At 54.4% G+C, this 26,290-nt stretch carries 21 protein-coding genes; 3 read left to right on the top strand and 18 right to left on the bottom strand.

What is annotated here, in order from left to right; all coding sequences use genetic code 11:
* Window positions 1-3 precede the first annotated feature (3 nt).
* The 9 genes from EYB48_RS10465 to EYB48_RS10425 all read right to left on the bottom strand — a co-directional run bounded on the left by EYB48_RS10465 (window position 4) and on the right by EYB48_RS10425 (window position 7,400).
* Window positions 4-1,125, bottom strand: a complete 1,122-nt coding sequence (locus EYB48_RS10465; protein ID WP_162020271.1) for an NAD(P)/FAD-dependent oxidoreductase — start codon at window positions 1,123-1,125, stop codon at window positions 4-6.
* 17 nt (window positions 1,126-1,142) lie between these two features.
* The gene (locus tag EYB48_RS10460; protein ID WP_162020270.1) at window positions 1,143-2,039 is read right to left on the bottom strand and encodes a dihydrodipicolinate synthase family protein; all 897 of its coding nucleotides are present in this window, start codon (window positions 2,037-2,039) and stop codon (window positions 1,143-1,145) included.
* A gap of 320 nt (window positions 2,040-2,359) precedes the next feature.
* Window positions 2,360-2,956: a HupE/UreJ family protein gene (locus EYB48_RS10455; protein WP_162020269.1), complete on the bottom strand. Its 597-nt coding sequence runs from the start codon at window positions 2,954-2,956 to the stop codon at window positions 2,360-2,362.
* A 96-nt stretch (window positions 2,957-3,052) separates the two neighbouring features.
* Window positions 3,053-3,691, bottom strand: a complete 639-nt coding sequence (ureG, locus tag EYB48_RS10450) for an urease accessory protein UreG (RefSeq protein WP_202927750.1) — start codon at window positions 3,689-3,691, stop codon at window positions 3,053-3,055.
* Between the two features lie 81 nt (window positions 3,692-3,772).
* Window positions 3,773-4,453, bottom strand: coding sequence for an urease accessory protein UreF (locus tag EYB48_RS10445; protein ID WP_162020268.1), 681 nt, complete (start codon window positions 4,451-4,453; stop codon window positions 3,773-3,775).
* A 42-nt stretch (window positions 4,454-4,495) separates the two neighbouring features.
* Window positions 4,496-5,014 (bottom strand): urease accessory protein UreE, encoded by a 519-nt coding sequence (ureE, locus tag EYB48_RS10440; protein ID WP_162020267.1) that lies wholly within the window; start codon window positions 5,012-5,014, stop codon window positions 4,496-4,498.
* 63 nt (window positions 5,015-5,077) lie between these two features.
* Window positions 5,078-6,775: an urease subunit alpha gene (gene ureC / locus EYB48_RS10435; protein WP_162020266.1), complete on the bottom strand. Its 1,698-nt coding sequence runs from the start codon at window positions 6,773-6,775 to the stop codon at window positions 5,078-5,080.
* Complete coding sequence (locus EYB48_RS10430) at window positions 6,772-7,089, bottom strand: urease subunit beta (protein ID WP_162020265.1); 318 nt, start codon at window positions 7,087-7,089, stop codon at window positions 6,772-6,774. Before EYB48_RS10430 ends, ureC begins: the two co-directional genes overlap by 4 nt.
* 8 nt (window positions 7,090-7,097) lie before the next feature.
* Window positions 7,098-7,400 (bottom strand): urease subunit gamma, encoded by a 303-nt coding sequence (locus tag EYB48_RS10425; RefSeq protein ID WP_162020264.1) that lies wholly within the window; start codon window positions 7,398-7,400, stop codon window positions 7,098-7,100.
* Between the two features lie 253 nt (window positions 7,401-7,653).
* Between EYB48_RS10425 and EYB48_RS10420 the strand changes: the two genes are divergently transcribed.
* Complete coding sequence (locus tag EYB48_RS10420) at window positions 7,654-8,577, top strand: VTT domain-containing protein (protein ID WP_162020263.1); 924 nt, start codon at window positions 7,654-7,656, stop codon at window positions 8,575-8,577.
* 18 nt (window positions 8,578-8,595) lie between these two features.
* On the opposite strand, the gene EYB48_RS10415 is transcribed toward EYB48_RS10420, so the two are convergent.
* The 4 genes from EYB48_RS10415 to EYB48_RS10400 form a co-directional block, all read right to left on the bottom strand.
* Entirely contained in the window at window positions 8,596-9,498 is a 903-nt protein-coding gene (locus EYB48_RS10415; protein ID WP_162020262.1) for an urease accessory protein UreD, read from the bottom strand.
* 64 nt (window positions 9,499-9,562) lie between these two features.
* Window positions 9,563-11,125, bottom strand: a complete 1,563-nt coding sequence (locus tag EYB48_RS10410; protein ID WP_162020261.1) for an FGGY-family carbohydrate kinase — start codon at window positions 11,123-11,125, stop codon at window positions 9,563-9,565.
* A gap of 80 nt (window positions 11,126-11,205) precedes the next feature.
* The gene (locus EYB48_RS10405; protein WP_162020260.1) at window positions 11,206-12,897 is read right to left on the bottom strand and encodes a glycerol-3-phosphate dehydrogenase/oxidase; all 1,692 of its coding nucleotides are present in this window, start codon (window positions 12,895-12,897) and stop codon (window positions 11,206-11,208) included.
* Complete coding sequence (locus tag EYB48_RS10400; RefSeq protein WP_162020259.1) at window positions 12,894-14,504, bottom strand: FAD-binding oxidoreductase; 1,611 nt, start codon at window positions 14,502-14,504, stop codon at window positions 12,894-12,896. Before EYB48_RS10400 ends, EYB48_RS10405 begins: the two co-directional genes overlap by 4 nt.
* A 188-nt stretch (window positions 14,505-14,692) precedes the next feature.
* Here EYB48_RS10400 and EYB48_RS10395 point away from each other — a divergent pair, with 188 nt between their 5' ends.
* On the top strand, window positions 14,693-15,751 hold the full coding sequence (locus tag EYB48_RS10395; protein ID WP_162020258.1) for an AraC family transcriptional regulator: 1,059 nt from the start codon (window positions 14,693-14,695) through the stop codon (window positions 15,749-15,751).
* A gap of 59 nt (window positions 15,752-15,810) precedes the next feature.
* On the opposite strand, the gene EYB48_RS10390 is transcribed toward EYB48_RS10395, so the two are convergent.
* The 3 genes from EYB48_RS10390 to EYB48_RS10380 all read right to left on the bottom strand — a co-directional run bounded on the left by EYB48_RS10390 (window position 15,811) and on the right by EYB48_RS10380 (window position 23,063).
* On the bottom strand, window positions 15,811-18,036 hold the full coding sequence (locus EYB48_RS10390) for an ATP-binding protein (protein WP_162020257.1): 2,226 nt from the start codon (window positions 18,034-18,036) through the stop codon (window positions 15,811-15,813).
* 82 nt (window positions 18,037-18,118) lie between these two features.
* The gene (locus EYB48_RS10385) at window positions 18,119-19,819 is read right to left on the bottom strand and encodes an ABC transporter substrate-binding protein (RefSeq protein WP_162020335.1); all 1,701 of its coding nucleotides are present in this window, start codon (window positions 19,817-19,819) and stop codon (window positions 18,119-18,121) included.
* 466 nt (window positions 19,820-20,285) lie between these two features.
* Window positions 20,286-23,063 (bottom strand): ImpA family metalloprotease, encoded by a 2,778-nt coding sequence (locus EYB48_RS10380; protein ID WP_162020256.1) that lies wholly within the window; start codon window positions 23,061-23,063, stop codon window positions 20,286-20,288.
* Window positions 23,064-23,299: 236 nt separating this feature from the next.
* Between EYB48_RS10380 and EYB48_RS10375 the strand changes: the two genes are divergently transcribed.
* Window positions 23,300-24,373: a M29 family metallopeptidase gene (locus EYB48_RS10375; RefSeq protein ID WP_235935024.1), complete on the top strand. Its 1,074-nt coding sequence runs from the start codon at window positions 23,300-23,302 to the stop codon at window positions 24,371-24,373.
* A gap of 25 nt (window positions 24,374-24,398) precedes the next feature.
* On the opposite strand, the gene EYB48_RS10370 is transcribed toward EYB48_RS10375, so the two are convergent.
* Window positions 24,399-24,860, bottom strand: a complete 462-nt coding sequence (locus EYB48_RS10370; RefSeq protein WP_235935021.1) for a hypothetical protein — start codon at window positions 24,858-24,860, stop codon at window positions 24,399-24,401.
* 210 nt (window positions 24,861-25,070) lie between these two features.
* Window positions 25,071-26,234 carry a hypothetical protein gene (locus tag EYB48_RS10365; protein WP_162020254.1) on the bottom strand — a complete coding sequence of 388 codons (1,164 nt, stop codon included), beginning with the start codon at window positions 26,232-26,234 and terminating at the stop codon, window positions 25,071-25,073.
* Between the last annotated feature and the right edge of the window lie 56 nt (window positions 26,235-26,290).

Raw genomic sequence — 26,290 nt, 5'->3', positions numbered from 1 at the left:
AGCTCAGGTCTCCGGCTGGATGAAACGGGATGGACAATAGTGTGCGGCATGCACCGCAGGTGCGCGGCCAGCCATCTGATCCGCGATGATCTGCGCGGTGGCCCAGGCAGTAGTGACGCCTAAACCTTCGTGTCCGGCTGCGATCCAGATTGAGGGATGATGAGGATGCACACCGATCAGGGGATGACCATCGGCTGTCGCTGGCCGCATACCCGCCCAGGCGCGCAGAATGCGCATCTCGCTCAGCCCAGGCAATAAATGCATCGCTGCATTCAATACCGCCGTGAGTGCCTCAGGATCAATCGCGGTATCGGTCTGATGATCCTGGCGGCAGGAACCGATCAGCCACTGACCGGTAGGACGCGGCTGTACATTCGCAGCGACAGTCAGACCATCCGTCCGCATGGTAGTTTGGCCGTAGGCCATACTGACCACCTGATGCTGTAAGCTGCCCGGATAACGTTCAGTAATGGCGAGATGGCCTTTGCGTGGAAATACCCGCAGCTCAGGTAACAGCTCGCTGAGCTGTCCGCCAGTCGTCACGACGATATGCGCGGCATGGATGCGTTCGCCATTAGCGAGAACCACATGATCCGGCGCCAGCGACTGCACACGGCGCCCAGACAAATAGCGGCCACCGGCACCCACCAGTTGCTGACTCAGAAAATGAGCCACTGCGGGTGGGTAAATCACACTGTCCTGCTGCACCCGCACCGCACCGGCTAAACCTTTGCGCAATGCGGGTTCCAGCCGCGCCAGCTGATCACCGCTGATGGCTTCGGCCTGCCAGTCATGCGCATTCAGCCGTGCCGCACGCTGATGGGCTTCAGCCAGTTGAGCCTCATTTTCAGCGACCCATAAAGTGCCACAGGGATGATGCTCACCAGTGCCCGGAAAGGCTTGCAGAAACTCACGCCACAGGCGCAGTGAATACAGACAGAGCTCCAGTTCCTGCTCACTTTCATCAAGTGCCACCAGATGCCCCATACCGGCTGCCGTCACGCCGCAGCCAGCACTGGCGGCGTCGATCAGAGTGACGCGGTAGCCCTCTTGTTGCAAGGTCCACGCACAGGCCGTGCCTATGATGCCAGCACCAACTACCAGCACATCGCTATGCAAACTCATCGCGCTGAAATAGGGGCTCAGGCCAGTTGCGGCAAGACCGGACGGGTCGCCAGTGCAGCGCGCACCACGGCCTCGGCACGGCTACGCACTTCACCCTGCAAAGGCTGGCGTGGCAGGCGCACACGCTCATTGGACTCGATCACCATGGCTTCAACCAACTTGATGTTTTGTACCAGATAGCTGGACACATCCAGATCCAGTAAAGGGCGGAACCAGCGATAGATAGTGAGGGCTTCGGCATAGCGACCAGCCTGAATCAGCTTATAGATCGCAACCGTCTCATGTGGGAAGGCCACCACCAGACCAGCCACCCAGCCTTTAGCACCGGCAGTCAGCGCTTCAAAAGCCAGATTATCGACACCGGTAAACAAGTCATAGCGATCGCCCAGGCGGTTAATGATTTCTGTACTGCGACGGATATCATCCGAGGATTCTTTGACGGCCACAAAGCGCGCATCATCGGCCAGCTCTTCCAGCATATCGGTCGTGACATCCACCCGATAGGCAATACGGTTAGAGTAAATCATGACCGGCAAATCAGCCGCAGCCGCGATGGCACGCAGATTGGCGATGGTTTCCTGATGATTGGTATGGTAAATCGTGCTTGGCACCACCATCAAACCATCGGCACCTGCGCGTGCCCCTTTTTCAGCCAGGGCACAGGCTTCTTTGGTTGAGGCTTCAGCCACGGTCAGCAAGGCAGGCTTAGCTCCGCATACTTCTTTGCTCAGTTTCAGCACATCGATACGTTCGGCGTGGGACAGGAAAGGTCCCTCCCCCAACGAACCGCAAGCGATCAGTCCATCGCAACCGGCATCCATCAGATATTGGAAGCAACGCTGCATTTCCTTGAAATCGAGCGTATCTTCAGGAGTGAATTTTGTCGTTACTGCAGGAATAACACCTTGCCACATGATAGAGCCTGACTTTCTCCGGCCGCTGCCGGTCTGGATGATAGATCTGTCCCACTCAGTCATGGTCTGCCTCTCACGGCAAACCATGATCAACTGAGCACTGCTTACCTCCGCAGCATAACGCAAAGCCTGCGCTGGCTGGCATGAAGTTCAGTACACAGTGTAAGGCGCAACAGATCTTACGTCTTGACCGATGCACAGCATCTGGAAGTAGAAATCTGCACAGCCAGTCTGGCCTGTCTGCGGCAGCAGCAAAAAAAAATGCGGAATCACCAGAATGATTCCGCATAGCAGATGTAAGCAGAGGCGTTCAGCCCAAATCAGCCACCCAGGCCTAACAGATAGATACCGTAAGCAACGATGCCCCAGCCTGCAAAGCGCAGTTTACCCGCGCTGGCCAGTCGTTTTCTGGCCAGGAACAAGGCGGCACCCAAGGCTTGCAGCAGACAGCTGGCCAGTGTGAATCCCGCCGCATAAGCGAGCAGGCTCATACCTGGAGCTAACTCAGCGCCATGTGCGTAACCATGCGCGGCACCAAACACGCTGATCGCCAGCACGCCCGCCATGACCGGCACCCGGACTGCCATCGCCATCACCAGGCCACCGCAGAGTACGGATGCTGCAATCAGATACTCAGTCAGATGCGCCACCCCAAATGCAGCACCGAGCGAGGCACCCAGACACATTGCCAGCGTAAATTGCAGACTGACTGCATAAGGACGCAAATTGCTTTGCTGCACAGACCAGTAACCCACTGCCAGCATCGCCAGCCAGTGATCCGCACCAGTGAAAGGATGTATCAGTCCGGCCAGCCAGCCTGAGCTACCATGCAGGCCATCGTGCGCGAATGCGAGGCCAGGCATGGCCAGCAGACTCAGGCACAGCATCAGTAAGCGTGTTTTATTTTTCGAATACATAGAACAAGTCCCCTTATACAAATTTATAAATACTGCACCGGTCTTCCGTTTTTTCTGGCTAATCAATATATTGTTGCCGAGGTTTTCTTCCCCAACTTATTGCAGCGTTTTTTCCACGTCCAGCATGCCCTGCTCACGAATAAAGCGCACCACTTCCTCCAGCCCTTCACCGCTGCGCAAATTTGTCATCACGAATGGACGGCTGCCGCGCATACGGCGTGCATCCTGCGCCATCACATCCAGATTGGCGCCAACATACGGTGCAAGATCAGTTTTATTGATGATTAATAAGTCGGAACGGGTAATGCCGGGGCCACCTTTGCGCGGAATTTTTTCTCCGCCGGCCACGTCGATCACATATATGGTGAGGTCCGATAATTCCGGGCTGAAGGTAGCAGCCAGATTGTCGCCACCCGACTCCACCAGGATCAGATCGAGAAATGGAAAATCGGCACTCATGCGTGCAATCGCTTCCAGATTGATGGACGCATCTTCGCGGATCGCGGTATGCGGGCAACCGCCCGTTTCCACCCCCATCAGACGTTCCGCTGGCAAGGCATTGGCGCGCATCAGGATTTCCATATCCTCTTTGGTATAGATATCGTTGGTGATCACTGCCATTTCATAATCACCCCGCATGCGCTTACACAGCATCTCGCAAAGCGCAGTTTTGCCTGAGCCGACCGGACCGCCGATGCCGACTCTTAAAGGGTTAGGATTATTCAGTTTGTTCATAGCTAGTCCTGTTTTTGTTTTCTGTTTGTTTTCTGTTTATTGCTGTTGTCCTGCGTAGGAGACGGCGCTTATACCGCATCCTCAGGAGCGGTATAAGCGACTGTATTGCACCTCATGCTGCATCGATAACAGAGACAAGCCCGGTGCCCAGTTACTGAGACTGGCATCGTCCAGTTGCTGCGCCAGTTGCGCGGCCTGCTCCAGTACTGGCCCCAGCGCCAGCAATAAGCGCTGACCAGCCACCTGCCCCAGCGGCACCGATTTGACGCAGACCAGCACCTGATTTTCTGCCCATGCATACAGGCTGCCGAGTAAAGCCTGCGCCGGCGGCACTTGTAAGCTGATGGCAGCACAGGCATAGGCGGTCGGAAAAGGAATCTCCGGCAAGCTCTGCAAAATTCGCGCCGCATCCGCATCGACCACCTGCAAATCAAGCAGCAGCCTGGACAGCGAATAACCCATCTGTATCGTCTCGGCGCGGAATTCCGACGTATCCCGTGCTGCGATAAACAAGGTATTCCAGCTGCTCACCGCTTCCGCATCGGCACTGGCAAAGGCGAGTAACAGGCGCCAGGTCAGCGCAGCCTCGAACGGTGCCACCACTTCCAGTGCATAGGCGGCTATCCAGTCTTTGGCCTGTGCGGCATTCGTGACGTGGCCCTGTTCTATTGCCGCTTCCAGTCCTTGCGAATAGCTATAGGTACCGACCGGTAATGACGGGCTGGCCAATTGCAGCAAATGCAGTAAGGCATGCGCCTGCATCGCCTTAACTCCGGCCTTCAGCGCAGCAGATGTGCATCGTTTTCACTGTGTATCTCCGGGCCGGTGTATGCGCTGACGCAGCGGTATCGGTGCCAGCGGATGATGTCCGTGATGGCCGTCGTGATCCGCATGATGATGACCGCCACCATAGGCACCCGATTCGGGTTCGAAGGCGGCCATTTCCTCATTCACACTGGCCCCCAGACCTTGCAACATCTCTTTGAGTACAGGGTCTTGCCGTATGCGTAAAAAACCTGCCCCGACCTGAGCCTGGGTATGGCGGTTCCCTAAATGAAAAGCGCAACGCAATAAGCTTTGCGCTGAATCGCATTCCACTTTGTAAGTCGGTTCAGCCGCAGCCAGAATTTGCACCGTGCGACCATCGCTGGCCATCAGCAAATCGCCGTGGCGCATCACGCTGCCACGTACGGTCAGCACCGCCACTTCTTCCCCCGACAGCAGTCTGGCGCGTAAGCGTGATTTTTCCCGCAATTCATAGGGCAATTCCAGCTGGCCGTAGAGCTGTTCAGCCTGTTCGGTTTTGGTATGTAAAGTCAGCATGTTGTGTATCCCTGGAATGAGGCCATAACGCCGCTGCGGCAGTTTTGCGCCAGTCCAATTCGATTAAAACAAAAAATAACGCTGTGCCAGTGGCAGGCTGCTGGCCGGTTCGCACACCAGCAATTCGCCATTAGCGCGTACCTGGTAGGTTTCCGGGTCGACTTCCATGTGTGGCGTCAGGCTGTTATGCACCATGTCCTGTTTGCGCAGACTGCGCATATTGCGCACAGCGATTAATGTTTTATTGAGTTGCAATTGTTGTGCCAGCCCGGCATCCAATCCGGCCTGCGATACGAAAGTGAAGGATTTTTTCAGACCGCCGCCAAAGGCGCCGAACATCATGCGGTAGTGCACAGGCTGAGGCGTCGGTATCGATGCATTCGGGTCGCCCATTTGTGCCGCAGCGATCATGCCACCCTTGAGTATCATGGAGGGCTTAACGCCGAAAAATGCCGGTTTCCACAGCACCAGATCGGCGATCTTGCCCACTTCTACCGAACCCACTACATGGCTGATACCATGCGTGATAGCAGGGTTGATGGTGTATTTGGCGATATAGCGTTTAGCGCGGAAATTATCGTTGTGACTGCTGTCTTCAGCCAGTGCACCGCGTTGCTGTTTCATTTTGTGCGCAGTCTGCCAGGTGCGCATAATCACTTCGCCCACCCTGCCCATCGCCTGCGAGTCTGAAGACATCATGGAGATTGCACCGACATCATGCAGGATGTCTTCGGCAGCGATGGTTTCACGCCGTATGCGCGATTCAGCAAATGCAATGTCTTCTGAAATAGCCGGGTCCAGATGGTGGCACACCATCAGCATATCCAGATGTTCATCCAGCGTATTGACGGTATAAGGCCGGGTTGGATTAGTCGAAGATGGCAACACATTAGCCTGCCCGACCGCAGCGATAATGTCGGGCGCATGACCACCACCCGCTCCTTCGGTATGAAAAGTATGAATAGTCCTGTCCTTGAATGCCGCCAGCGTATGCTCGAGAAAACCGCCTTCATTCAGCGTATCGCTGTGGATCGCAACCTGCACATCCATACGGTCTGCCACGCTCAGGCAATTGTCGATCGCCTGCGGCGTACTGCCCCAGTCTTCATGCAATTTCAGCCCAATTGCACCGGCATTGATTTGCTCTTCCAGCGGCAAGGGCAAACTGACATTGCCTTTGCCCAGAAAACCGAGATTCATAGGAAAGGCATCGGCTGCCATCAGCATGGAATGTAAATGCCAGGGACCAGGCGTGCAGGTGGTGGCGGCCGTGCCGACCGCCGGACCAGTACCGCCGCCTATCATGGTGGTGACCCCGCTCATGAGTGCTTCTTCTATTTGCTGCGGGCAGATAAAATGGATATGGGTATCGACCCCGCCGGCCGTGATGATCAAGCCTTCACCGGCGATGATCTCCGTCGCGCCACCGATGATCATATCCACGCCGGGCTGGATATCTGGATTACCCGCCTTACCGATAGCCGCGATCAAACCGTTTTTCAGGCCGATATCTGCCTTCACGATGCCCCAGTGATCCAATATCACGGCATTGGTGATCACCGTGTCCATGACTTCACTATGCGCACGCTGGGACTGCCCCATGCCGTCGCGTATTACTTTGCCACCGCCGAATTTCACCTCTTCACCGTAGATCGCAAAATCTTTCTCGATCTCGATCACCAGGCTGGTATCTGCGAGCCGGATGCGGTCACCCGTGGTCGGTCCAAACATTTCGGCATAGGCCTGACGGCTGATTTTCATATGCTCTCCTTCAAAGCGCCCATGACTTTGCCATTGAATCCATAGACCCGCCGGTCACCGGCCAGCGCTACCAACTCGACGGTGCGCTGCTGCCCCGGCTCAAACCTGACTGCGGTACCGGCCGCGATATTCAGCCGCATGCCATAGCCTGCGGCGCGCTCAAACAGCAAGGCCGGATTGGTTTCGTAAAAATGAAAATGGGAACCGACCTGTATCGGACGATCGCCGCTGTTCGCCACGACCAGCGTGCGGGTCGCGCGGCCGGCATTGAGCGTCAGCTCACCGTCTGCAATCAATAACTCTCCGGGTATCATAGTGACTCCTAGGGGATAGGATGATGGACGGTGACCAGCTTGCTGCCGTCCGGGAAGGTGGCCTCAACCTGGATATCGGGGATCATTTCCGGCACCCCCTCCATCACCTCATCACGACGCAGTATCTGTGCGCCTTCCGACATCAGCTGGGCGACGCTCTTACCGTCGCGCGCACCTTCCATGATGGCCGCAGTAATCAATGCCACGGCTTCGGGATAATTCAGCTTCAGGCCGCGCGCTTTACGCCGCTCGGCCAATAAGGCTGCGGTAAAGATCAGCAGCTTGTCTTTTTCTCTGGGGGTCAGATCCATCGCATTTCGCTTTCAGGCAAGGATTAATCATGTCACCCTTAAGCATTGCAAGAATCACTCCAGCTTATACAGAGAGCTATCCCCAGACTGTCTCACCATAACAGTGCAGCCTGCTCCGCATTGGCGCATGGACGCAGCGACAAGCAGCACAAGGCATTGCCGGGCTACCTCAGCCCGACCCCGACTTAGGATTACAATACGCGTCACACCTCAGACACCGACGCCAACTCAACCGACCTGAACTGACTGCACCATGAATTTTTCCTGGCTCAATGACTTCTTAGTCCAACATCAGCAACTGCTGGTGTTTATCAACGTCCTGCTACAGCAATTGGGCTTACCGGTTCCGGCTGTCCCGACCATGATGTTTCAGGCCAGTCAGGTCACGCACTGGCTGAGCTTACCAGCGCTGCTACTGGCAGCAGTCTGTGCCTCACTGCTGGCGGATCTGATCTGGTATCAGGCAGGAAAACAATTTGGCTACCGCATATTGAAGTTTTTATGCCGCATGTCGATCAACCCCGGCTCCTGTGTGAATCAGACTGAACAACGCTTTGCACGCTGGGGCATCTGGTCACTGGTATTTGGTAAATTCATTCCCGGTTTTTCCACCGTGGCACCACCGGTAGCGGGCGCGCTGGGTATGTCGCGCAGCCAGTTTCTGCTGGCTTCAGCCATCGGTGCTGCCTTGTGGGCCGGACTGGCGCTGGCGGCCGGCTATGCCTTGCAAGCCCAGATCGCGATTATGCTGGCCCTGCTGGCGATACATGGCATACGCATTGCGCTGGTATTTGGCGCGATACTGGCCAGCTGGATAGGCTGGAAATTCTGGCAGAAAAAACGCTTCGAACGCATGGCAGCCATACCCCATATTCAGGCCAGTGATTTGCAAGCCCTGCTACAACAGGGTCGCCAGGCGCAAATCATTGATTTACGCAGCCCGGCGCTGGCGGCGGAAACTGGCCTGGTGCCGGGTGCACTGCAGACAGAACTCAGTCATCTGGCCGACCTGAGCGAACAGTTATCGCGTGATACCCTGACAGTGACTTTCTGTGCCTGCCCCGGCGACGCCAGCGCAATCCATGCCGCACATCGCTTGCAGGAACTGGGCTTTACTCAGGTGCGACCTTTACGCGGTGGTTTTGATGCCTGGCAGCAGGAGACGCAGGCAAAGTAAAGCGGCAGACCGGCAGGCTCAGGTTTGCCAGATACGTGGTATCTGCGCAGCCTTGCCACACATAATGGGCCGCAGATGCTGCCAGACCAGTTGCACCCAGGCGCGCGCGACTTCGCTGGAGTCACCCAGATAGCGGGCCACCAGCACGTTTTTGCTCACACTGGCGCCCACTGCTGCACCCGGCTCCTGATCATCACACAGTTGTTGCATGGCCTCGCGCAAGGTCTGCATCTGTGCTGCATCTGGCAGACGTCCGGCCGCCAGCACAGTGGCTGAAACGGTATGCCCGCGCAAACCCAGCAAACTATGCATGGCGGCTGATCCCGCCTGCAACTGCCCTTGCTCTGACCATAGCAAATGCTGATCGCGCCAGATGCGGGTGCGCTGGGACAGCGAACCCTGGGTGAAACGCTCGCCACTGGCCTGACGGCCAAAGCACAGAATTTCAGACCCCAGATATTGGGCATCGCCTTGCAATCTGACTTCCTGCAGCATGTCCACCTGCGCAGCGTCAAACACGATGGTTTCCTGCGGCAGCCATTCCAGCACGCTGCCCGCAGCCAGCTCCAGATGCACCGCCTGATGCGAAGCCTGCCCCAGACTTTTATACCATTTGGCAGCGCCCGGTGTGCTAATCAGCGCATGGCTGCCAGCAGCGCAACTGACTTGTATCTGCAAGCGGTCGCCGCCCACGATGCCACCGGGTGGATGAATGATGATGGCATGGCAGACATCCGGTCCTTCCGGATATAAGGCTTTCTGTACCCGTAAAGGGCCATGATGCGAGCGCTGCAGCAACCTGCTCGCATCAAATGCACGGGCAAAACCCAGCTGCAGCTGGGCCTCCCATGCACTTTGTTCTTGTGGCGCTTTCTGTGCTGCCTGGCTTGTTGGTGCCACATCAGCCTGATTCTGTGTCATGCCTGCCGGTCCGTTTAGTATTTATCACAATTGGGAAAAGCAGGAAGCATGCCGGAGGAGAGGGTTAACGCATTTGCGGATAGCCGGTGATTTGCTGTATCTCTTTATACAAGGGCTGCAGACGCGCATACATTTTCTGGTACACGCGGTGATACAACTCATTGTAAATCTGATGGTGATGAACTATGGGTTCAAAAGTATCACCTATGCGCGTCATGGCTGCGATGGCACTGGCAAAATCCGGGTAAAAGCCCAACCCTACCGCGGCATCAATCGCAGCCCCCAGGCCGGAAGTCTCGTACACATGCGGGCGTGAGGTCGGCAGCCCGAAAATATCGGCGGTCAATTGCATCGCCGCGTCGCTTTGCGAACCACCGCCCGAAATGCGCAGACTGGTAATGGCGACGCCACTGCGCTTTTCTATGCGCTCCTTACCGTCACGCAGCGCATAGGCCAGGCCTTCGAGTATCGCGCGATACATGTGAGCGCGCGTATGTACATCGCCAAAGCCTATCATCGCACCTTTCGCTTCCGGTCCCGGCACTTTAATGCCCGGCGTCCAGTAGGGCTGCAGCATCAGACCCATAGAGCCCGGCGGCACCGCATTCACCAGCTCATCGAACAAGGCTTCCGGCAATACGCCCTGCTGTTCAGCCTGGATTTTTTCATGATGACCAAACTGTTCTTTGAACCAGTTCACCATCCAGTAGCCACGGAATATCTGTACTTCATTGCTGTACGCGCCGGGGATCGCAGCCGGATACGGTGGAATGAAGGGCACCACTTCCACGTATTTGCGGCTGGTGGTGTTGATAGTGGCGGTGGTGCCATAACTCAGGCAACCGATATGTGGCTGCTGACAGCCAGCGCCTATCACTTCGCAGGCCTTGTCAGCGGCAGCTGCAATCAGCGGTGTGCCCGCCGGAATGCCAGTCGCTGCGGCGGCCTCAGCGGTAATCGCGCCCAGCACGCTGCCGGGTGGCAGCAATTCGGGCAGGGTTTCCGGACGCACTGCGAGTGCCTGCCATTTCCAGTCCAGCTTACCGGCCCATTTCAAGCCCTTGTAATCAAACGGAATATAGCCGACCTGAGAACCGGTAGAATCGACGAAACGATGACATAGCCGGTAATTCAGATAGCCGGACAACATCAGAAATTTATCGGTTTTTTCCCAGATCTCGGGCTGATTGACTTTGATCCAGTTGGCTTCTGCCTCACCACGCAGAAATTGTATGGTGTCGTGCACGCCAGCGACCCGGAACGCGGCCAGCCACAGCGGATGCACAGGCGGCACCACATCGGTACGACGCTGATCCAGCCAGGTAATCGCCGGGCGCAAGGGCTGCCCCTGCTTATCCAGATTGACCACCGTACCGCGCTGGGTAGTTACCGCCACACCAGCCACCCGCGTGGGTTCTATGCCGTGTGTGGTCCACAGGTGCTGGCAAGCCTGACACACGGCTTGCCAGTAATCTTCGGCATGATGTTCGGCCCAACCCGGATGCGCAGAAAAATAAGCTTCCAAATGCACCTGAGATTTCGCCACGATATTGCCGCGCAAATCAAACAAAATGGCCCGCACACTTTGCGTTCCATTATCGATAGAAAGTAGGTATTGCTCAGACATAGGTCCCCTGCCCTGTTGGTTCCTGTCACGCAGTGGTGCAGAAATCGCGTTTTATTTTTTGTATTTTAAATTTTTGTGTTTCAACGCTTTACTGATACCGGCGTTGCTGATGTTGCTGATGTTGCTGATGTCATTGATGTTGCGCTTGGTACGCACAAATGCTGCACACTGTAACAACGCTCCCATAATGCCAGATAATCCGTCCATTCCTGCAGCCAGCGCGCATCACTCCAGCCCAGCTCTTGTTGACAGATACGCCTGAACAAGTCTGCATGAGCCGTTCCACCTGCCTTCAGCAGCAAGCCCAAGCGGGTACGGCGTAACAGTAAATCCTCCAGCTGCCAGACTGCCTCAAAGCGTGCGGCCCAGCGCAGCTCTGCGACCAAGGTCTGGGTACCGGGCAGCGTCTGCAATTCTGTCTGCTGCGCGATCGCAATCAGCGCCAGCGCATCCTTGCCCCAGCGGCCACACAGACGGCGCCATTGCTGCGTATTTAAGCCCGGTGGTAACTCGGCCATGGCGGCGGCTGTCAGCGGATCAGGGAACAGAGTATCAGCCGCTTCGACATCTTTCCAATGGGGGAAATATGGTTTGAGCTGTTTTAACGCATCCAGCGCAATCAGACGGAAAGTCGTCAGTTTGCCGCCGGTCACAGTCAGCAAACCATGCTCCAGCCAGACCGCATGATCGCGCGCTTCTTTGGATGGATCAGCCTGTCCGCTATCGATCACAGTCCTGACACCGGCATAGCAAGACACAATATCTTCGCAGCTTAGTGCCAGTGAAGGAAACTGGAAAGCCAGCGCTTCCATCAGATAATCCAGCTCAGCCTGACTGATACGGGCTTCCTGCTGGACATCCAACTGATGATCCACATCAGTCGTACCTACCAGCGTCACCCCTTCCCATGGATACAGGAATACCGGCCTGCCATCGCGTGGATGCATCAGACTGACGGCCTGTGCCACCGGCAAACGCCAGGCCGGGAAAATCAAATGACTGCCACGCAAAGGCCGCAGCTTTTTAGCGCTATCGGCCTGCACTACGTCTGGCCGCCGCAAACCCGCAGCCCACGCGCCGGTGGCGTTAATCACAGTGCGGCAAGCGATTTGCAAACGCTGACCGCTGACCTGATCCACCACTTGCACCGCGCTTGCCTGACCATCGCTGTACAGCACGTTTTCGACCGCTACATAATTCAATGCAACCGCACCGGCAGCCTGCGCTTCCTGCAAAACCCTGAGCACCAGCCTTGCATCATCCGTTTTGGCATCGGCATAACACAGCCCGCCCTGCAAATCCTGCTGGGCGATATGCGGCGTGAGCAAGTTGAATTCATCCTTGCTGAAATAGTGACGTGCACGCTGGCCCGCCATGCGGTCATAAATCGCCAGGCCCAGTGCAAACATCCAGCGTCCCGGTTTGCGTCCGCGATAATCGGCAAACGCAAAACTCTGGGCTTCCACCAGTCCATCCGCTTGCTGCATCAGGCGTTCACGCTCGCGCACAGAATCGCGGGTCAGATGAAACTTCGCTTCTTTCAGATAACGCAAACCACCGTGTACCAGTTTGGAAGAGCGGCTGGAAGTACCCCAGGCGAAATCGCGCTGTTCCAGCAAGAGCGCAGATAAGCCACGCTTGGCCGCTTCCAGCAAAATACCGGCACCGGTAATGCCACCGCCGATCACCACCACATCCCACGCTTGGCCACGATGCTGCAGGGCTTGCGCGATGTCAGTGTTCGCGCGGTTTTGCCAGGCCGGATGTTTCATGATGCATCCTGTACAGCATCAAATAATTTGCCGGGATTCATACGCTGCTCAGGATCAAAATGGTGCGCCATTGCACGCAGCGCACTGAGCCCGAGTTCACCTTTTTCTGCCTGCAGATACGGTGCATGATCCCGTCCCACACCATGCTGATGGCTGATGGTGCCACCCAGTCTGACGATGGTCTCGGATACCCTGGCCTTCAGGCGCGTCCAGCGTGCCAGATCGGTGTCATAGTCGCCGCTCAGGCGGAATACGAAGGTGGTATAAACACTGGCACCCTGCGCATATAAATGCGATAAATGGGTGTAGGTATGCACCTGCTCTCCAAACTCTGCAAAGCTCTGCTGCGCGGCCAGCTCCACACCCTGCATCATCGCGCGGACTTTAGGCCAGTCGCAGGCGGTTTCCACGGTATCAATCGCATAACCGTGCTGCCACAAGGTATTGCGCAGATAGACGTTACGGAAGCGGCCCTGCTTCCATTTTTCACCCATGGTTTTACCGATATGCACACCACGATGCGAGCCAGCAATTGCCAGTGCCGCGCGTATTGCAGTGCTGACTTGCGCGCGGCTGCCACTGGCACCGATCAGCAACAGGCATTTCTGTTCTTTACAATTGCGCAGACTCAGGTAACGCTCCAGCCAGCGTATCAGGCTGGCATGACCGGCCAGCGTGAGACTGGTCAATGTTTCGGTCGCATTCGATAAGCGCAGCATGGACAAAGGCAATTTGCTTTGCGCGATCTGTTGCACCGCCGCCTGCGCCTGTTCCCAGTCAGGAAAGAACACTGCATGAAAGGCTTCCTGTTGCGGCAAAGGGCTGATCCTGATGGTCGCTTCAGTCAATATGCCCAGCCGTCCTTCGGAACCGAGTACCCATTCACGCAGGTCGGGGCCCGCTGCCGATGCCGGGAAAGTTGGTAACTGCAGACTGCCCGCCGGTGTCTCCAGTCGCCCACCGGCGAACAGCTGTTCTATACGTCCATAACGCAGCGATTGCTGGCCCGATGAACGGGTTACCACCCAGCCGCCCAGCGTCGAATATTCAAAGGATTGTGGAAAATGGCCGAGTGTATAAGCATGCGCTCTTAACTGCGCTTCCAGATCAGGACCAAACACCCCGGCGCCGAAACTCGCTAACTGCGACTGCCTGTCCAGACTGATGAGCTGGCACATGCGCTGCAGCGAGACTGTCAGCACCGGCTGTCCACTATCCACTACATTGATGTGTCCGGCAACGCTGGTGCCACCACCATATGGAATCAACGCCACGCCATGCTGCTTTGCCCAGGCCAGCAAATTGCGCACATCAGCACTGCTCTCAGGAAAAGCCACACCATCTGGAAAATGTGCGATGCGTCCGTAACGCAGTGCCAGCCAGTCCGGCAAGCTTTGGCCCCGGCTATGCCGTACGCGGGTCGCAGCACTCGTATCGATCAGAGGATGCGCTGGCAGCCTGCTGAGCGGCACCTGCGCACAGACTTGCTCCCAACTGGCATCGCTGAAGGGTGCCGCCTCACCTAAGCGCTGCTGCAAAAACTTTAGCGCCTGTGGCTGCACAGGCAGACTATAAGTATCATCGCCCCAACCATTCCAACGTCTCATCCTCATCCTTTCGTCTTTTCTGTGACACGAGCGACGCCAGCTTGCAGTCTGCCGTGTAGTCGCTTATTTGCCAGTCTTCTGATTTTGATCAGCTGCCAGCCAGGGCGGGACAGACTGAATGTTATACTCAGCTTAGACCCAAATCCACGTCAGGTATTGCTGATTCATGTCACAGGAATTGTTCTAACATGCCAGAGCATCGTGCCCATTCCCCCTTAGCAGCCCGCAGCGCGCCAGGTGCCAGCGTTGCACTGGCCTATGCACAGCCCTTGCTGGAACTGCTGGAGGAACGTGGTCAGAACCTGGCGCAAATCATTCAGGATGAGCGCGGGAAGCCGCTGTTCAATCCATCCGGCGAAACTATGTCAGCTACGTCCTATCTGCGCTTGCTGGATGAAGGCGCAAAGCGCTGCGCCGACCCGCAATTTGGCCTGCATGTCGGTGAAAAGGTGAAGCTGGGTACTTACAATGTGTATGGCATGCTACTCATGAGCTGTCGCGATTTTGGTGAGGCGTTTCAGCAAACCATGCGTTATGAGGCATTAGCGCATGATCTGGGCCGCTCCGAGCTGATTGTGGAAGGCGATGTGGCCGAGTACCGCTGGCACAGCCATTTTCCTGACGCCAGCCCGCACCTGGCCGAAAGTGTGTTCGCCGGTATCCGTGTGTTCGGCGACTGGTTTGCAGGCAGCAAACTGCCGCATGCACCGGTTTTTTTTCAGCATGCTGCACCGGACGATATCAGCGAACACCGGCGCGTATTCGGGCCCGAGGTGCACTTCGGTGCCAGCTGTCATCACAGCCGTTTTCCAGCCGTATTACTGAACTGGCCGGTGCCACATGCCGACACTGGCTTATCGGCCATACTGCGTCAGCATGCAGATCAATTGCTGATGCAAAAGCACAGACAACACCGCGAACATGAGATCGTACACAGCTTAAGGCAAGCCATGGGCGAACAACTCGCGCACGAACAATGGCGCTTGAACGACATCGCTGCCACCCTGCAACTGAGCCCACGTACCCTGCAACGAAAACTGGCCGAGGCAGGTGTCAGCTTTCAGCAAATTCTGGACGAAACCCGGCATGAACTGGCGCTGTCATATCTGCACAATGCAGACTTCAGCCTGTCAGACATTGCTTTCCTGCTGGGTTACCGCGAACAAAGCGCATTTCAGCATGCGTTCAAAGAATGGACCGGCGTCACACCGGGCGCGTGGCGACTGCAACATAACGCGATCCGCTAAATAGCCACTATTTAGCCACTATTTAGCTACTGTTTAGCCGCCAGCAGGCGGCATACACTTCACTTGCCCTTGATCTCACTCTCAGGCGCAATCAGCGGCAAAGTCAGCGTGAAACACGTGCCCAAACCTGGCGCGCTTTGCAAATCGATTTTACCGCCCAGGATTTCAGTCGCCAGGTTATACACGATATTCATCCCCAGACCAGATCCCCCCTGACCAAACTTGGTGGTGAAAAACGGATCGAATACCTTGCTCAGATTGTCAGCGGAAATACCGTTACCATCATCCCTGAATTCGATCACCGCCAGTTCGCCAGCGCTACGGGCGATCAAATGCATACTGCCGTTGTCCCTGCCTTCAAACGCGTGGGTCATCGCATTGCTGACGAAATTGCCTATGATCTGACCTAGCGCTCCCGGAAAGCTGTTCATACTGATACCTGGCTCCAGCGTAGTACGCATCTGAAACGGTGTTTTGGTATACATCGCAGAATTAGTCAGCAGGATTTCTTCCAATACCTGCCGGAGATCAAACTGACGCCGCATATCGCTGGACTGATCGACCGCCACATGTTTGAAGCTGCGTATCAGTTCCGAGGCGCGTGTCAGTGAGCGCATCAACACATCGGTGCCAAACAGCATGCCATCGGCAAAGGCATTCAGGCTGCTGCGTTTTATCTGTCCCTGATCAACTTCGCGTTTAATCCGCTTTGCATCATCCTGCAAAGTACTGGCCACGGTCACGCTGTTACCAATAGGTGTGTTGAGCTCATGGGCAACCCCAGCCACCAGTGAGCCTAATGAAGCCAGCTTTTCCTGACGTATCAGTTCAGTCTGCATCAGGCGCAGCGATTGCAAGGCCTCTTCCAGTTCCTGATTCGAGCGCTCCAGATTCTCGGTACGACGCGCCACCCTTTGCTCCAGTTCCTCATTGAGCTCACGCAAAGCGGCTTCGGCTGCATTCTGACGCGTCACATCCTGTGGTGTAATGATGAAGCGCTGCTCGCCATCCGCTTCATAGCGGCGCGCCGACAACAGACAATCATGAATATTGCCGTTCGCATCGCGTAGCCGTGCCGGATAAGAATCGACTTGTGGCTGATTGCGCAGCAGGTCAGTGAATGCTGTCAATTGCTGGCTGTCGACCCAGATATGCGCACTGCTGTTGAACGACTGATCCAGCACCTGCTCACGCTGGTAGGCAAATAAATGCAGCCAGGCGTCATTCACGGCATCAATTTTCCTGCCATGCAGATTCAGCAAAGACAGTGGCAACGGCGAACGTTCAAAGATTTCTGAAAACTTATATTCGGCGGTTCTGAGGGTCGCTTCCGACTGTCGCAATTTACGCATCTGAACCGAGAGTATCCACATCACAAAACCCAGGATACTCACCACCAGTACGGTCAATGCGACCCGTGTTTCCATACGCTGATTCCATTGTGCGAGCATGCTGTCAAAGTCGCGTCCATAGACAATGGTGAGTGGAAAATTCTCAACCTTACGATAGGCATACAAACGTGAAAACTCATCATCGAGCCAGTCTGCATCCTCGAAACTGCCTTCAATATCTGACTGACTGAGCTTTTTAGTTGCGTTGGCCTGGCTGACATCACGGTCAGCAAAACGCGCTTCAAACGGCGAGCGTATCACCACAAAACCGGGGTCCAGTATCAGTGCCACCATCGCATTATTTTCACTCGCGACACTGGCATACAAACCGGCGAAATAAGCAATCCGGATGTCGGTGCTGATAATGCCTACCTGTTGCTGGTTACGGTCAAAGATATTGCGCGCAATCGGTAACACCAACTGGCTGTCATACGGCGAGTGATAAGGGCGTCCGATCACAACTTCGTTGTAATCGGGGGCGTTCAGCAAAAACCGGACATCCTGGCGGTCTGCCACATTCGTGCTATGCGCCGGGAAATCCGGCGAACTGACCCAGCTGTTACCGCCCAGATCGATATAGCGCAAGGATTTGATGTAACGGTTATCCTGAATATCATAGGAAGCGATGACTTTCTGTATCGCGCTATGATCATGCGCAACGGCTGACACCGCCGCCGCGACTGCATCCAGTTTCTGCACACCGTCCTGCATGGTTTGCGCCACGTGCTCTTCCAGTATCCGCACAGCGACATGCGCATTAGTGCGTTCGGCATCCAGTGTCAGTGTGCGATCCTCACGCATACTCAGGTAAGTTTGCGTCACTATCACAGCGACAATCAACAGGGTGACCGCCAGCAGATTGATGTGCTGAAAACGGGAAAATACTTGCTTCATCTTGAACTGCATTGGGTCACCTGGTTACGGAAAAACCTGTTTTTTTTTGACTGACACTGCGTAGAAACTGCTTAAACCTTGCTTACCTGACCCGGCCTTCGCGCCAGGCCTGCAACAACTTTTCATAGGCAATGGTTTCGCCCTGATTTTTTTCCTGAGGGATTTTCTTCCAGGGTGCACCTTTATCGCTCAGATAACGTGACTCATCCGACTTAGGATTCAGGCGCGGCGCGCAATGCTGCATGCCTTGCGCCTGCAGTTCACCCAGCTGTTTATCCATCTGCGCCGCCAGGGTATCGAGAGCTTCTTTCGGACTGGCTTCACCATTGATGGCCGCAGCGATATTCGGCCACCATAAAGTTGCCAGTTGCGGATAATCCGGCACATTACTGCCGGTCGGGGTCCAGGCGATGCGGGCCGGGCTGCGGTAAAACTCGATCAAGCCGCCGTAACGGTCAGCATTCCGGGTGAAATATTCGTGCCGGATATCGGACTCGCGGATGAAGGTCAGCCCGGTGATCGATTTTTTCAGCGATACGGTTTTCGAGGTGACGAACTGCGCATACAACCAGGCCGCCGCTTTTCTGCGTGGAGGCGTGGACTTAAAAAATGTCCAGGACCCGACATCCTGATAACCATTCTGCATACCGTTCTTCCAATACACCCCATGCGGCGAAGGTGCCATGCGCCACTTAGGCGTGCCGTCGGCATTCATCACAGGCAGACCCGGCTTGGTCAGCGCTGCAGTAAACGCGGTGTACCAAAAAATCTGTTGCGCTATCTGTCCCTGCCCGGCTACCGGACCCGCCTCAGAGAAGTCCAGTGCTTTGGCCTGACGCGGCGCGTAATCATTCATCCACTGCAGATACTTATTCAGCGCATACACCGCAGGCGGCGAGTTGGTGGCACCACCGCGCGCCACGCTGGCACCGACCGGTGTACATTGATCGCTGGCGACCCGTATGCCCCATTCATCGACTGGCAAGCCATTCGGCAAGCCCTTGTCTGCCACCCCGGCCATAGACAGCCAGGCATCGGTAAAGCGCCAGCCCAGCGAGGGATCACGCTTGCCATAGTCCATGTGACCATACACAGGCTGACCATCAAGTTCGCGCACATGTTTGGAAAAAAATTCAGCGATATCTTCATAAGCCGACCAGTTCAGTGGCACACCCAGCTCATAGCCGTAGCGCGCTTTGAAACGTTGCTGCAGCTCTGGCCGCGCAAACCAGTCAGCACGAAACCAGTACAGGTTCGCAAACTGCTGGTCGGGTAATTGATACAGCTTGCCATCCGGTGCGGTAGTGAAGCGCAGGCCGATAAAGTCCTTCAGATCGAGGCCAGGATTGGTATAGTCCTTACCTGCCCCTTTCATGAAATCAGATAAGGCTTCAATCACGCCATAGCGGTAATGCGTGCCGATCAGATCGGAATCTGAAATCCAGCCGTCATACGGGCTGCTATTGCTGTAGATAGCTTTTTGCAGGCGTTGTACCAGATCGCCTTCCGGCATGATTTCATGCACTACCCGGATACCGGTGATGTCAAAAAAAGCCTGACTCAGCACATTGGCTTCGTAGGCATGAGTATCAATGACTTCTGACACAACCCGGATTTCTTGTACGCCCTGCGCTTTGAGTCGCTGCGCCGTTTGCATGAACCACTTCATTTCATCGCGCTGCTGCTCGCGCGTCAGGCTGGATGGCTGAAACTCCTTATCTATCCAGCGTTCTGCCGCTGCCGGATGCGCGGCAAGCTGCAAAGGTAAGCTTGAAACACCCATTAAATACAGCAATGCGCACAACCGGACTGACTTCATAAGCACTCCAGAGCGGAACAGCGAACAATCATGCAATTGTTTAAAGGGAAACAGGTTGGACAGTAAGCCTGTGCTGCGGTCTGATCCATGCCAGGAAAATTCCTGCCTCTTTTTTCACAAAGGAAATTTTTCCTGAAAGGAAAATATGCGTCTGATTATAAAGCGCGTATTTACGGGTGACAAATTTATGCAATCTGGAAACAACGCATCAAATCAAAAGTACAAATGAAAACGCGGAACCTGAGTACAGGTCCCGCGCCGGAATTGGATCGGTGGCTTGCCCACCAGAGTGGGCCCGCACACCTTGCTACCGTCATACATATCGGTTGTATGTACAGCAGCTGAGTCGAATCATAGCAAAGAATTGTGACATTGACATGACTAAAATCAAATAAATGTGCTTTTTTGCAAACAAACAACAGTAGCAGACTCAGTTAAACGGATAGGCCGGTGTTTTTCCCTCGATATCCATCCAAATACCGGTTTCTACCTGATTTCCTTTACCCGGAGCCAACGCATACAGGCTCAGCGGCGCTACTTCCAGCTTCAGATCAGCGACAGAATCCAGCGATTTCTGGTCGAGCGGCAAACCATAGGCAAAGAAATAGTTACGCATATCCTTGCCGATAATTTTAGAACTCAGTACATACACCAGATCATGGTTAGTGATGGTGTTGTTGGCATAACGTCCCATGCCGTACTTCGCTGCATTTGCTGCAGTCCAGTCTTTTTCCACCAGACGATCGCCCTTAGTCAGCAAGGTCAGATATTCGATGGTGGTATGTGGTGTTGGTTTTGCCATCCCGAGACGAAAACGGGTGTACAAAAAGCCCAGCTGAAAATGCATGGCGCGCATCGCGTTCTGGTCATCACTGTCCCACAATTTCTTTTGCATCGTCGCGCGCAATGCTTCGCCAGTGGCACCGGTAGCACGGCTATCTACCATGAACTGATACAAACCCTTATGGTTGATACGATCACCACTCACGTCGATACCCGTCAATCCAAACTGGCGTATCGCTGAAGCAGTAGACAGAATATTGTTATCGCACTCCACCACACAACCGGCGCTGCCAGGCGGCACGATGTGATGTACGCGCTGCACGGTGTTGTGACCGAGCTCATGCCACCAGCCCCAGCCAGCAGAAATCCCGGCAAAACCATCCGAAGGATTACCTGAACACAGATAGCCACAAGTCGCAATCCAGCCTATGAAATGCTGTACGCCAGGTGCGCGGTGCAGATCGCCATCGCAAGTCCAGCTCAGGGTATCGCACACTGACTTAACGTTTGCCGACATCGTCATGTTGCTATAGCCATTCGCGATATGGTTGGAATCAAAAATACGTGCGCGCAGGTTGTTGAGGATGTAGTCGCGCGGATCAGTATTACCAATCACACTGAGTGCAAACGCGTTGGTCTGATGCACTTCACCGCCAACAAATTTCGAAGTCTGCCAGCCAAATACCTTGGACTTGATGACAGCCGAAGCCGCATCAATCTCAGCCTGCGACATATCCTTGGTAAAATCAAAGTGGCCGTATTTGGCGGCGCCTTTGACACGCAAGCGTACAACTTTACCAGATGCCAAACCATGGTAATTCAGGTAAACCGGACCACCAAAAGGTGTAGTGAATACATTGTCGCTATCGGTGCGCAGAGGAACCGGGAACGACACCGGACGGCGCGGACGACCATACTTAGTGTTATCGGTTACCGGGTCACCCCAGGTTCTGGCGTAACCAGTCTGCATTCCCAGTGAGCCGCCTGCTGCATCAACCACCTGTATGGTGACGGTTTTGCCAGGGATAGCAGCACGACCAATGGCAGTGGTGCCGCTACCCTGTGCAATCGTGACGTCTATATCTTCGAAGTCAGCGCTGACTGGCATTGTTAATGCCTCTTTAGGCATGTAATCACCATAACCGGCTGGTGCTACTGTGGTTTTCGTCCGGTTGTACACAACCCAGGAATCAGCCGCATACGTACGTAAGAAATCGATGGCTGTGGCCTTCTGATCTGGTGGTAACTGACCATATTTGACTGCATTCGGGCGCCACAAATCTGCCCACAATACCAGCAACTTATGCAAGTCCATGCCCGCCTGCTGAAACAGATTTGCGCCACGTCCATGCTGCCCGGCCAATTCATTCATCAATTGCGTGACTGGCATCAGTGGCGTTGCGTCAGCTTTAAAATCCCAACTCAGTTTTTCATCCTGCAGCTTCTGTAGCGTAGGGATCAATGCACCCATTTTATCTGCGCGTGCAATACTGTCCGCAACAGTGCGTCCGGCAGAAATACCCAGATCTGCGGCAGAACCGAAGTAATTACCAGGGTAGCCACCTACGTCCATACCCATGGCATTGGCGACCTGGCGACCACCGGCAGACTCTATCCAGCTGGGCGCAAAATACATCACATGCTTACCGGCTTTCATATAGGTTTGTACCTGGGAAGTCAGCGTGGCACTGTCTTTCGTGCCGCCACCGAAGACCAGCAGATCCGCGCTCTGCCAGCAGGTATTGGCTGCATCGCTGAGTGCGCAACTGATCTCCTGCCCTTGTACACCAATTTTTTTCAGATAAGCGTTGACGTTGGCTGCGCCATACCCCGTCACCACAAATTTCACCGTAGCAGGTAATGCAGTATCCGGGTCACCTGTCAGCACCCAGTTGAAGGCACGCAAAAACATAGGCTGATGCTGCTGCTGTGTGGTACTGCCTGCCATCCAGGACAAGACGTCCGCGCCATACGCCATGCCACGACCACTGCCCAAGGTGCTCAGTGCAGCCATACCATTTCCATTGTCAGATGACAGGTAACTGATGCCTGAAGTCGAGTTGAGTAATCCTATCTCTATCGAATTCCCGGTGTACGCCAGCGTCTGATCCAGATCAGTGCCATTTTTACGATAAATCTTACCCAAGGTGCCGACCTGGCCGAGCTGTATAGCAGCAGCATTGGCCTGTGCTTTTTGCAATAAGGTAAGCTGCAAGCTGTTATCCAGACCAGACACATCGCCAGACTGCATCGCGGCCGCAATTTTTTCGTCCGCAGTGGGCACACGTGGAGGCTGCACCACACCCTCACCGCCTGAAGACGATGATGATGAGCTGCCACTGTTACTACTGCCGCTGCCGCCACCACCACAAGCCGCTAGCGCAAGCAAGAGAGGTAGCAGTCTGAGATAGGGTAAATTTCGCATGATTCTGTCCAGATTGCAGATTTAAAAAAAAGCACCGGCACAATTGCCGAGTTATGGCAAAGTTTATGCATGGAAAGTTTTCTCGTCTATTGCACCTTAGTGCAAACGACAGCGCATGCTTGCCCTGCCTTTGTGCCAAATCATGTGTTTCGCAATGGCCTGACAGGAAAGTCTTGGTAAAATACAGCTCCACACAAAATGCTGTGTCTCAGAATTCCCGCTCACTCCTATCCGCAATGCAAACAATCACCCCCAATGCAGGCTCAGTTGTAGAAAGTCAAACCATCTCCGGCGACGGGAGCGCGCTGACCACGCTCGCCAGTCAACACATCGCAGGCATACTGGAGCATGCTTTTTGCCACAACGCACAGCAGCAAGCTCTGATCGTCTTTGACACCCAGTCCGCACTGGCCAGCATACTCAGTCAGGCTTATCAGCACTGTCTGCCCCAGGCGAAGTGCCTGCATTTCGGTACGGTGCCTGCACAAGAGATACTGGATGCGATTGCGGCGCTACAGAAATCTGATCTTGTAATCCTGGTGCAGTCCACCAATTTCAGACTGGAAGCCTACAGGCTGCGGGTGGAACTGTTTAAACGTGGTTTGAAAGTGATCGAGCATCCCCACCTGGGCCGTATGAACGGGGAAGAAATCAGCTACTACATAGACGCACTGCAGTATGACCCCGTGTATTACCGGGAAACTGGCAAAGCGATCAAGCGCATCATTGATCAGGCCAGCCAGGCTGTGATTGATAGTGGCGATGGTGCGCAACTGGTGTTTGGCGGTGGCTTAGAACCTGCCAAGCTCAACGTGGGCGACTATAGCGAGATGGCCAATATAGGCGGTCAGTTCCCAATAGGCGAGGTGTTCACCGAATCTGTCCGGCTGGAAGATGTGAACGGCAAAGTGCGTATTTTTATTTTCGGCGATACCAGTTTCCGTATCAATGAACCACCGGTACCGATCACGCTGATTGTGGAACAGGGTCAGGTCGTTGGCACCGAAAACAGCACGGAAGAATTTGATCGCGTACTCGCCAACATCCGTGCTGACGATGGCGTGGTCTGGGTGCGTGAGCTGGGCTTTGGCCTGAATCGCGCGTTTTCTCAGGACAGAAAAGTGATGGACATAGGCACTTACGAACGTATGTGCGGCATCCATTTATCGCTGGGCTCCAAACATGGCAGCTATGCCAAACCCCACATCAAACGTGGCGAGGGCCGCCACCATGTTGATGTATTTGCCGTCACCTGTTCAGTACGCCTGGATGGGCAGGAGCTATACCAGGATGGCCGCTGGTCAGTTTGAACAGCGCAGCCACAACTTAACAAGCTTATACCGCGTTATCCTGCATGAGCTCCTGAGTACGCCAGCCACCGTTGTGCAGCAAGACTTCTATTTTTTTCAGGGCGCGCAGCAAATCCATCTGACGCTCAACGATAGGCGCAAAACCGTATTGCATGATGTGGCTAATGGAAAAGTCACTGCTCAGCCCTAAGGGCAACAAGGCCTGTACGATCAGATATGCCTCAGGATGCAGCAGTGCCAGCCTGGCCTCTGCCGGTTTATTCGCTGATTCAATAAACGCCATATCAAATCCGGCATTCGGCAACATCTCGTTAATTTTTTTTGCCAGATAAAAACGCATCGCAGGCGTCGCCTCGCTACCTTCAAATACCAGCACAAACTCATGCGATGGAATCGCGGTAATGGCGCTACCAGAATGGGCAAGCACACCAGGACGGCCATCTGAAGTTGACAATAAATAATTAATTAATTCAGCATCGACAGACATGTAGGTCTTTTTCATGATAGGGGCAGATCAGGGTTGATCAGAGTTTCCAGGCACAGTCTAACGACTCACAGGCGCGAAAACTATTGCACTTTGGTGCAATCCAGAAAAAAATCCACACGGCTTGGTAAAAGCTGCGAAAGAAATGACTTAAGCGGCCATTTTTTTCGCATGCACTTTGCTGAATCAGGATAGCGGATTGATGAAGCGAAATTAAAGGCGCGTCATTTTCCAGGTGCCAGTATAGCCATTGCTCAGTTTGAGCGTACCACTGCCACTGACAACTGTATCGAGCTTGCCGGTAAAAGTACCATTGATCCCATTGGCTGCCGGTGTGCTGAGTGTGAAGCTCAGATCACCTTCATTGCTCACGCTGGCATTTAACAACTGCGTCGTGAAATCTGTGGTCAAACCACCGGCACTGAGTTCAAATACTTTACTGACCACGCCATTGTGATCAATTTCAATAAAATTAGTGCGCGTATCAGTCCCTATCGTCAGATTCCAACGACCGGCAAATCGCGGCAAAACCTTGACACCCGCATTGCTGATACTCAGTCGGCCTATCAGTTCTGAGCTAATGCTCAGATTTTTACTGCCTCCCGGTATTGCAGATTGAAAGTCGGCATCAAAGCCTGTCGCCACGCATTTAACATACTGACCGCTGACCGTATCGCGCCAGCAGGTACGACTCAGGTCTTTACTGGTTTCAGCGACATTGCCACTTGGTGTTGTACGGTTAGTCACTTCCTTTAGCGTCGCCACTTCCTTTAATCCAGTGAACTTGCCAGCGACAACCGTAACATCTTCTGCGGTTGCCACATTTCCGGTATCGCGGACTGTTTTGTAAGTGCTGACAGCAGACCCGGAATTGCAGCCTAACACGGCGCTGACATCCCAGCTTTGCCCAACGGCATATGGCGATTGCGCGGTTTGATAAGGCTGTGCAAACGAGCAAGGCAATACAGATGCTGAGCGCGGGGAGAACAGGAGCTCTGCGCCATTTGCATCGTAATAACTGGCATAGGAAAAGGTGGCAGAGGTGTTCGTACCAGCAAAGAAGTATCCGGTTTTGGGTAACTTATCGTTGAGTATGCTTGAGCTGCCAGTCGCATTCCGATACGGATTCCAATAAACCTCGGTCGAATAATAAGTCCAGCTCGAACCCTTATCATCTTTTATCTGGTGTTGATAAGTAAAGCTATCGCCCGCGAGCGGTATCTGTCTCTGGAAAGTTTTTTGCGGCACGGGCGGCTCGGTCGTACTGCCGCTACCACCGCCAGTCGCTCCACCACCTCCGCCGCAAGCTGTCAGCACTAAACCGGAAACGATAAAACCCAATAGACTACTGACAGATTGCAATTTTTGGTGATACACGATTTCTGACTCCAAGTTGTTTATATAATATATTTTTAATGATTATATAATTTTCA

The sequence above is a fragment of the Cognatundibacterium crateris genome (genome assembly GCF_010078235.1).
GTDB classification, from domain to species: domain Bacteria; phylum Pseudomonadota; class Gammaproteobacteria; order Burkholderiales; family Burkholderiaceae_D; genus Undibacterium; species Undibacterium crateris.
The sequence above is the reverse complement of the archived record's forward strand: the minus strand, read 5'-3'. Positions and strand labels throughout refer to the sequence as shown.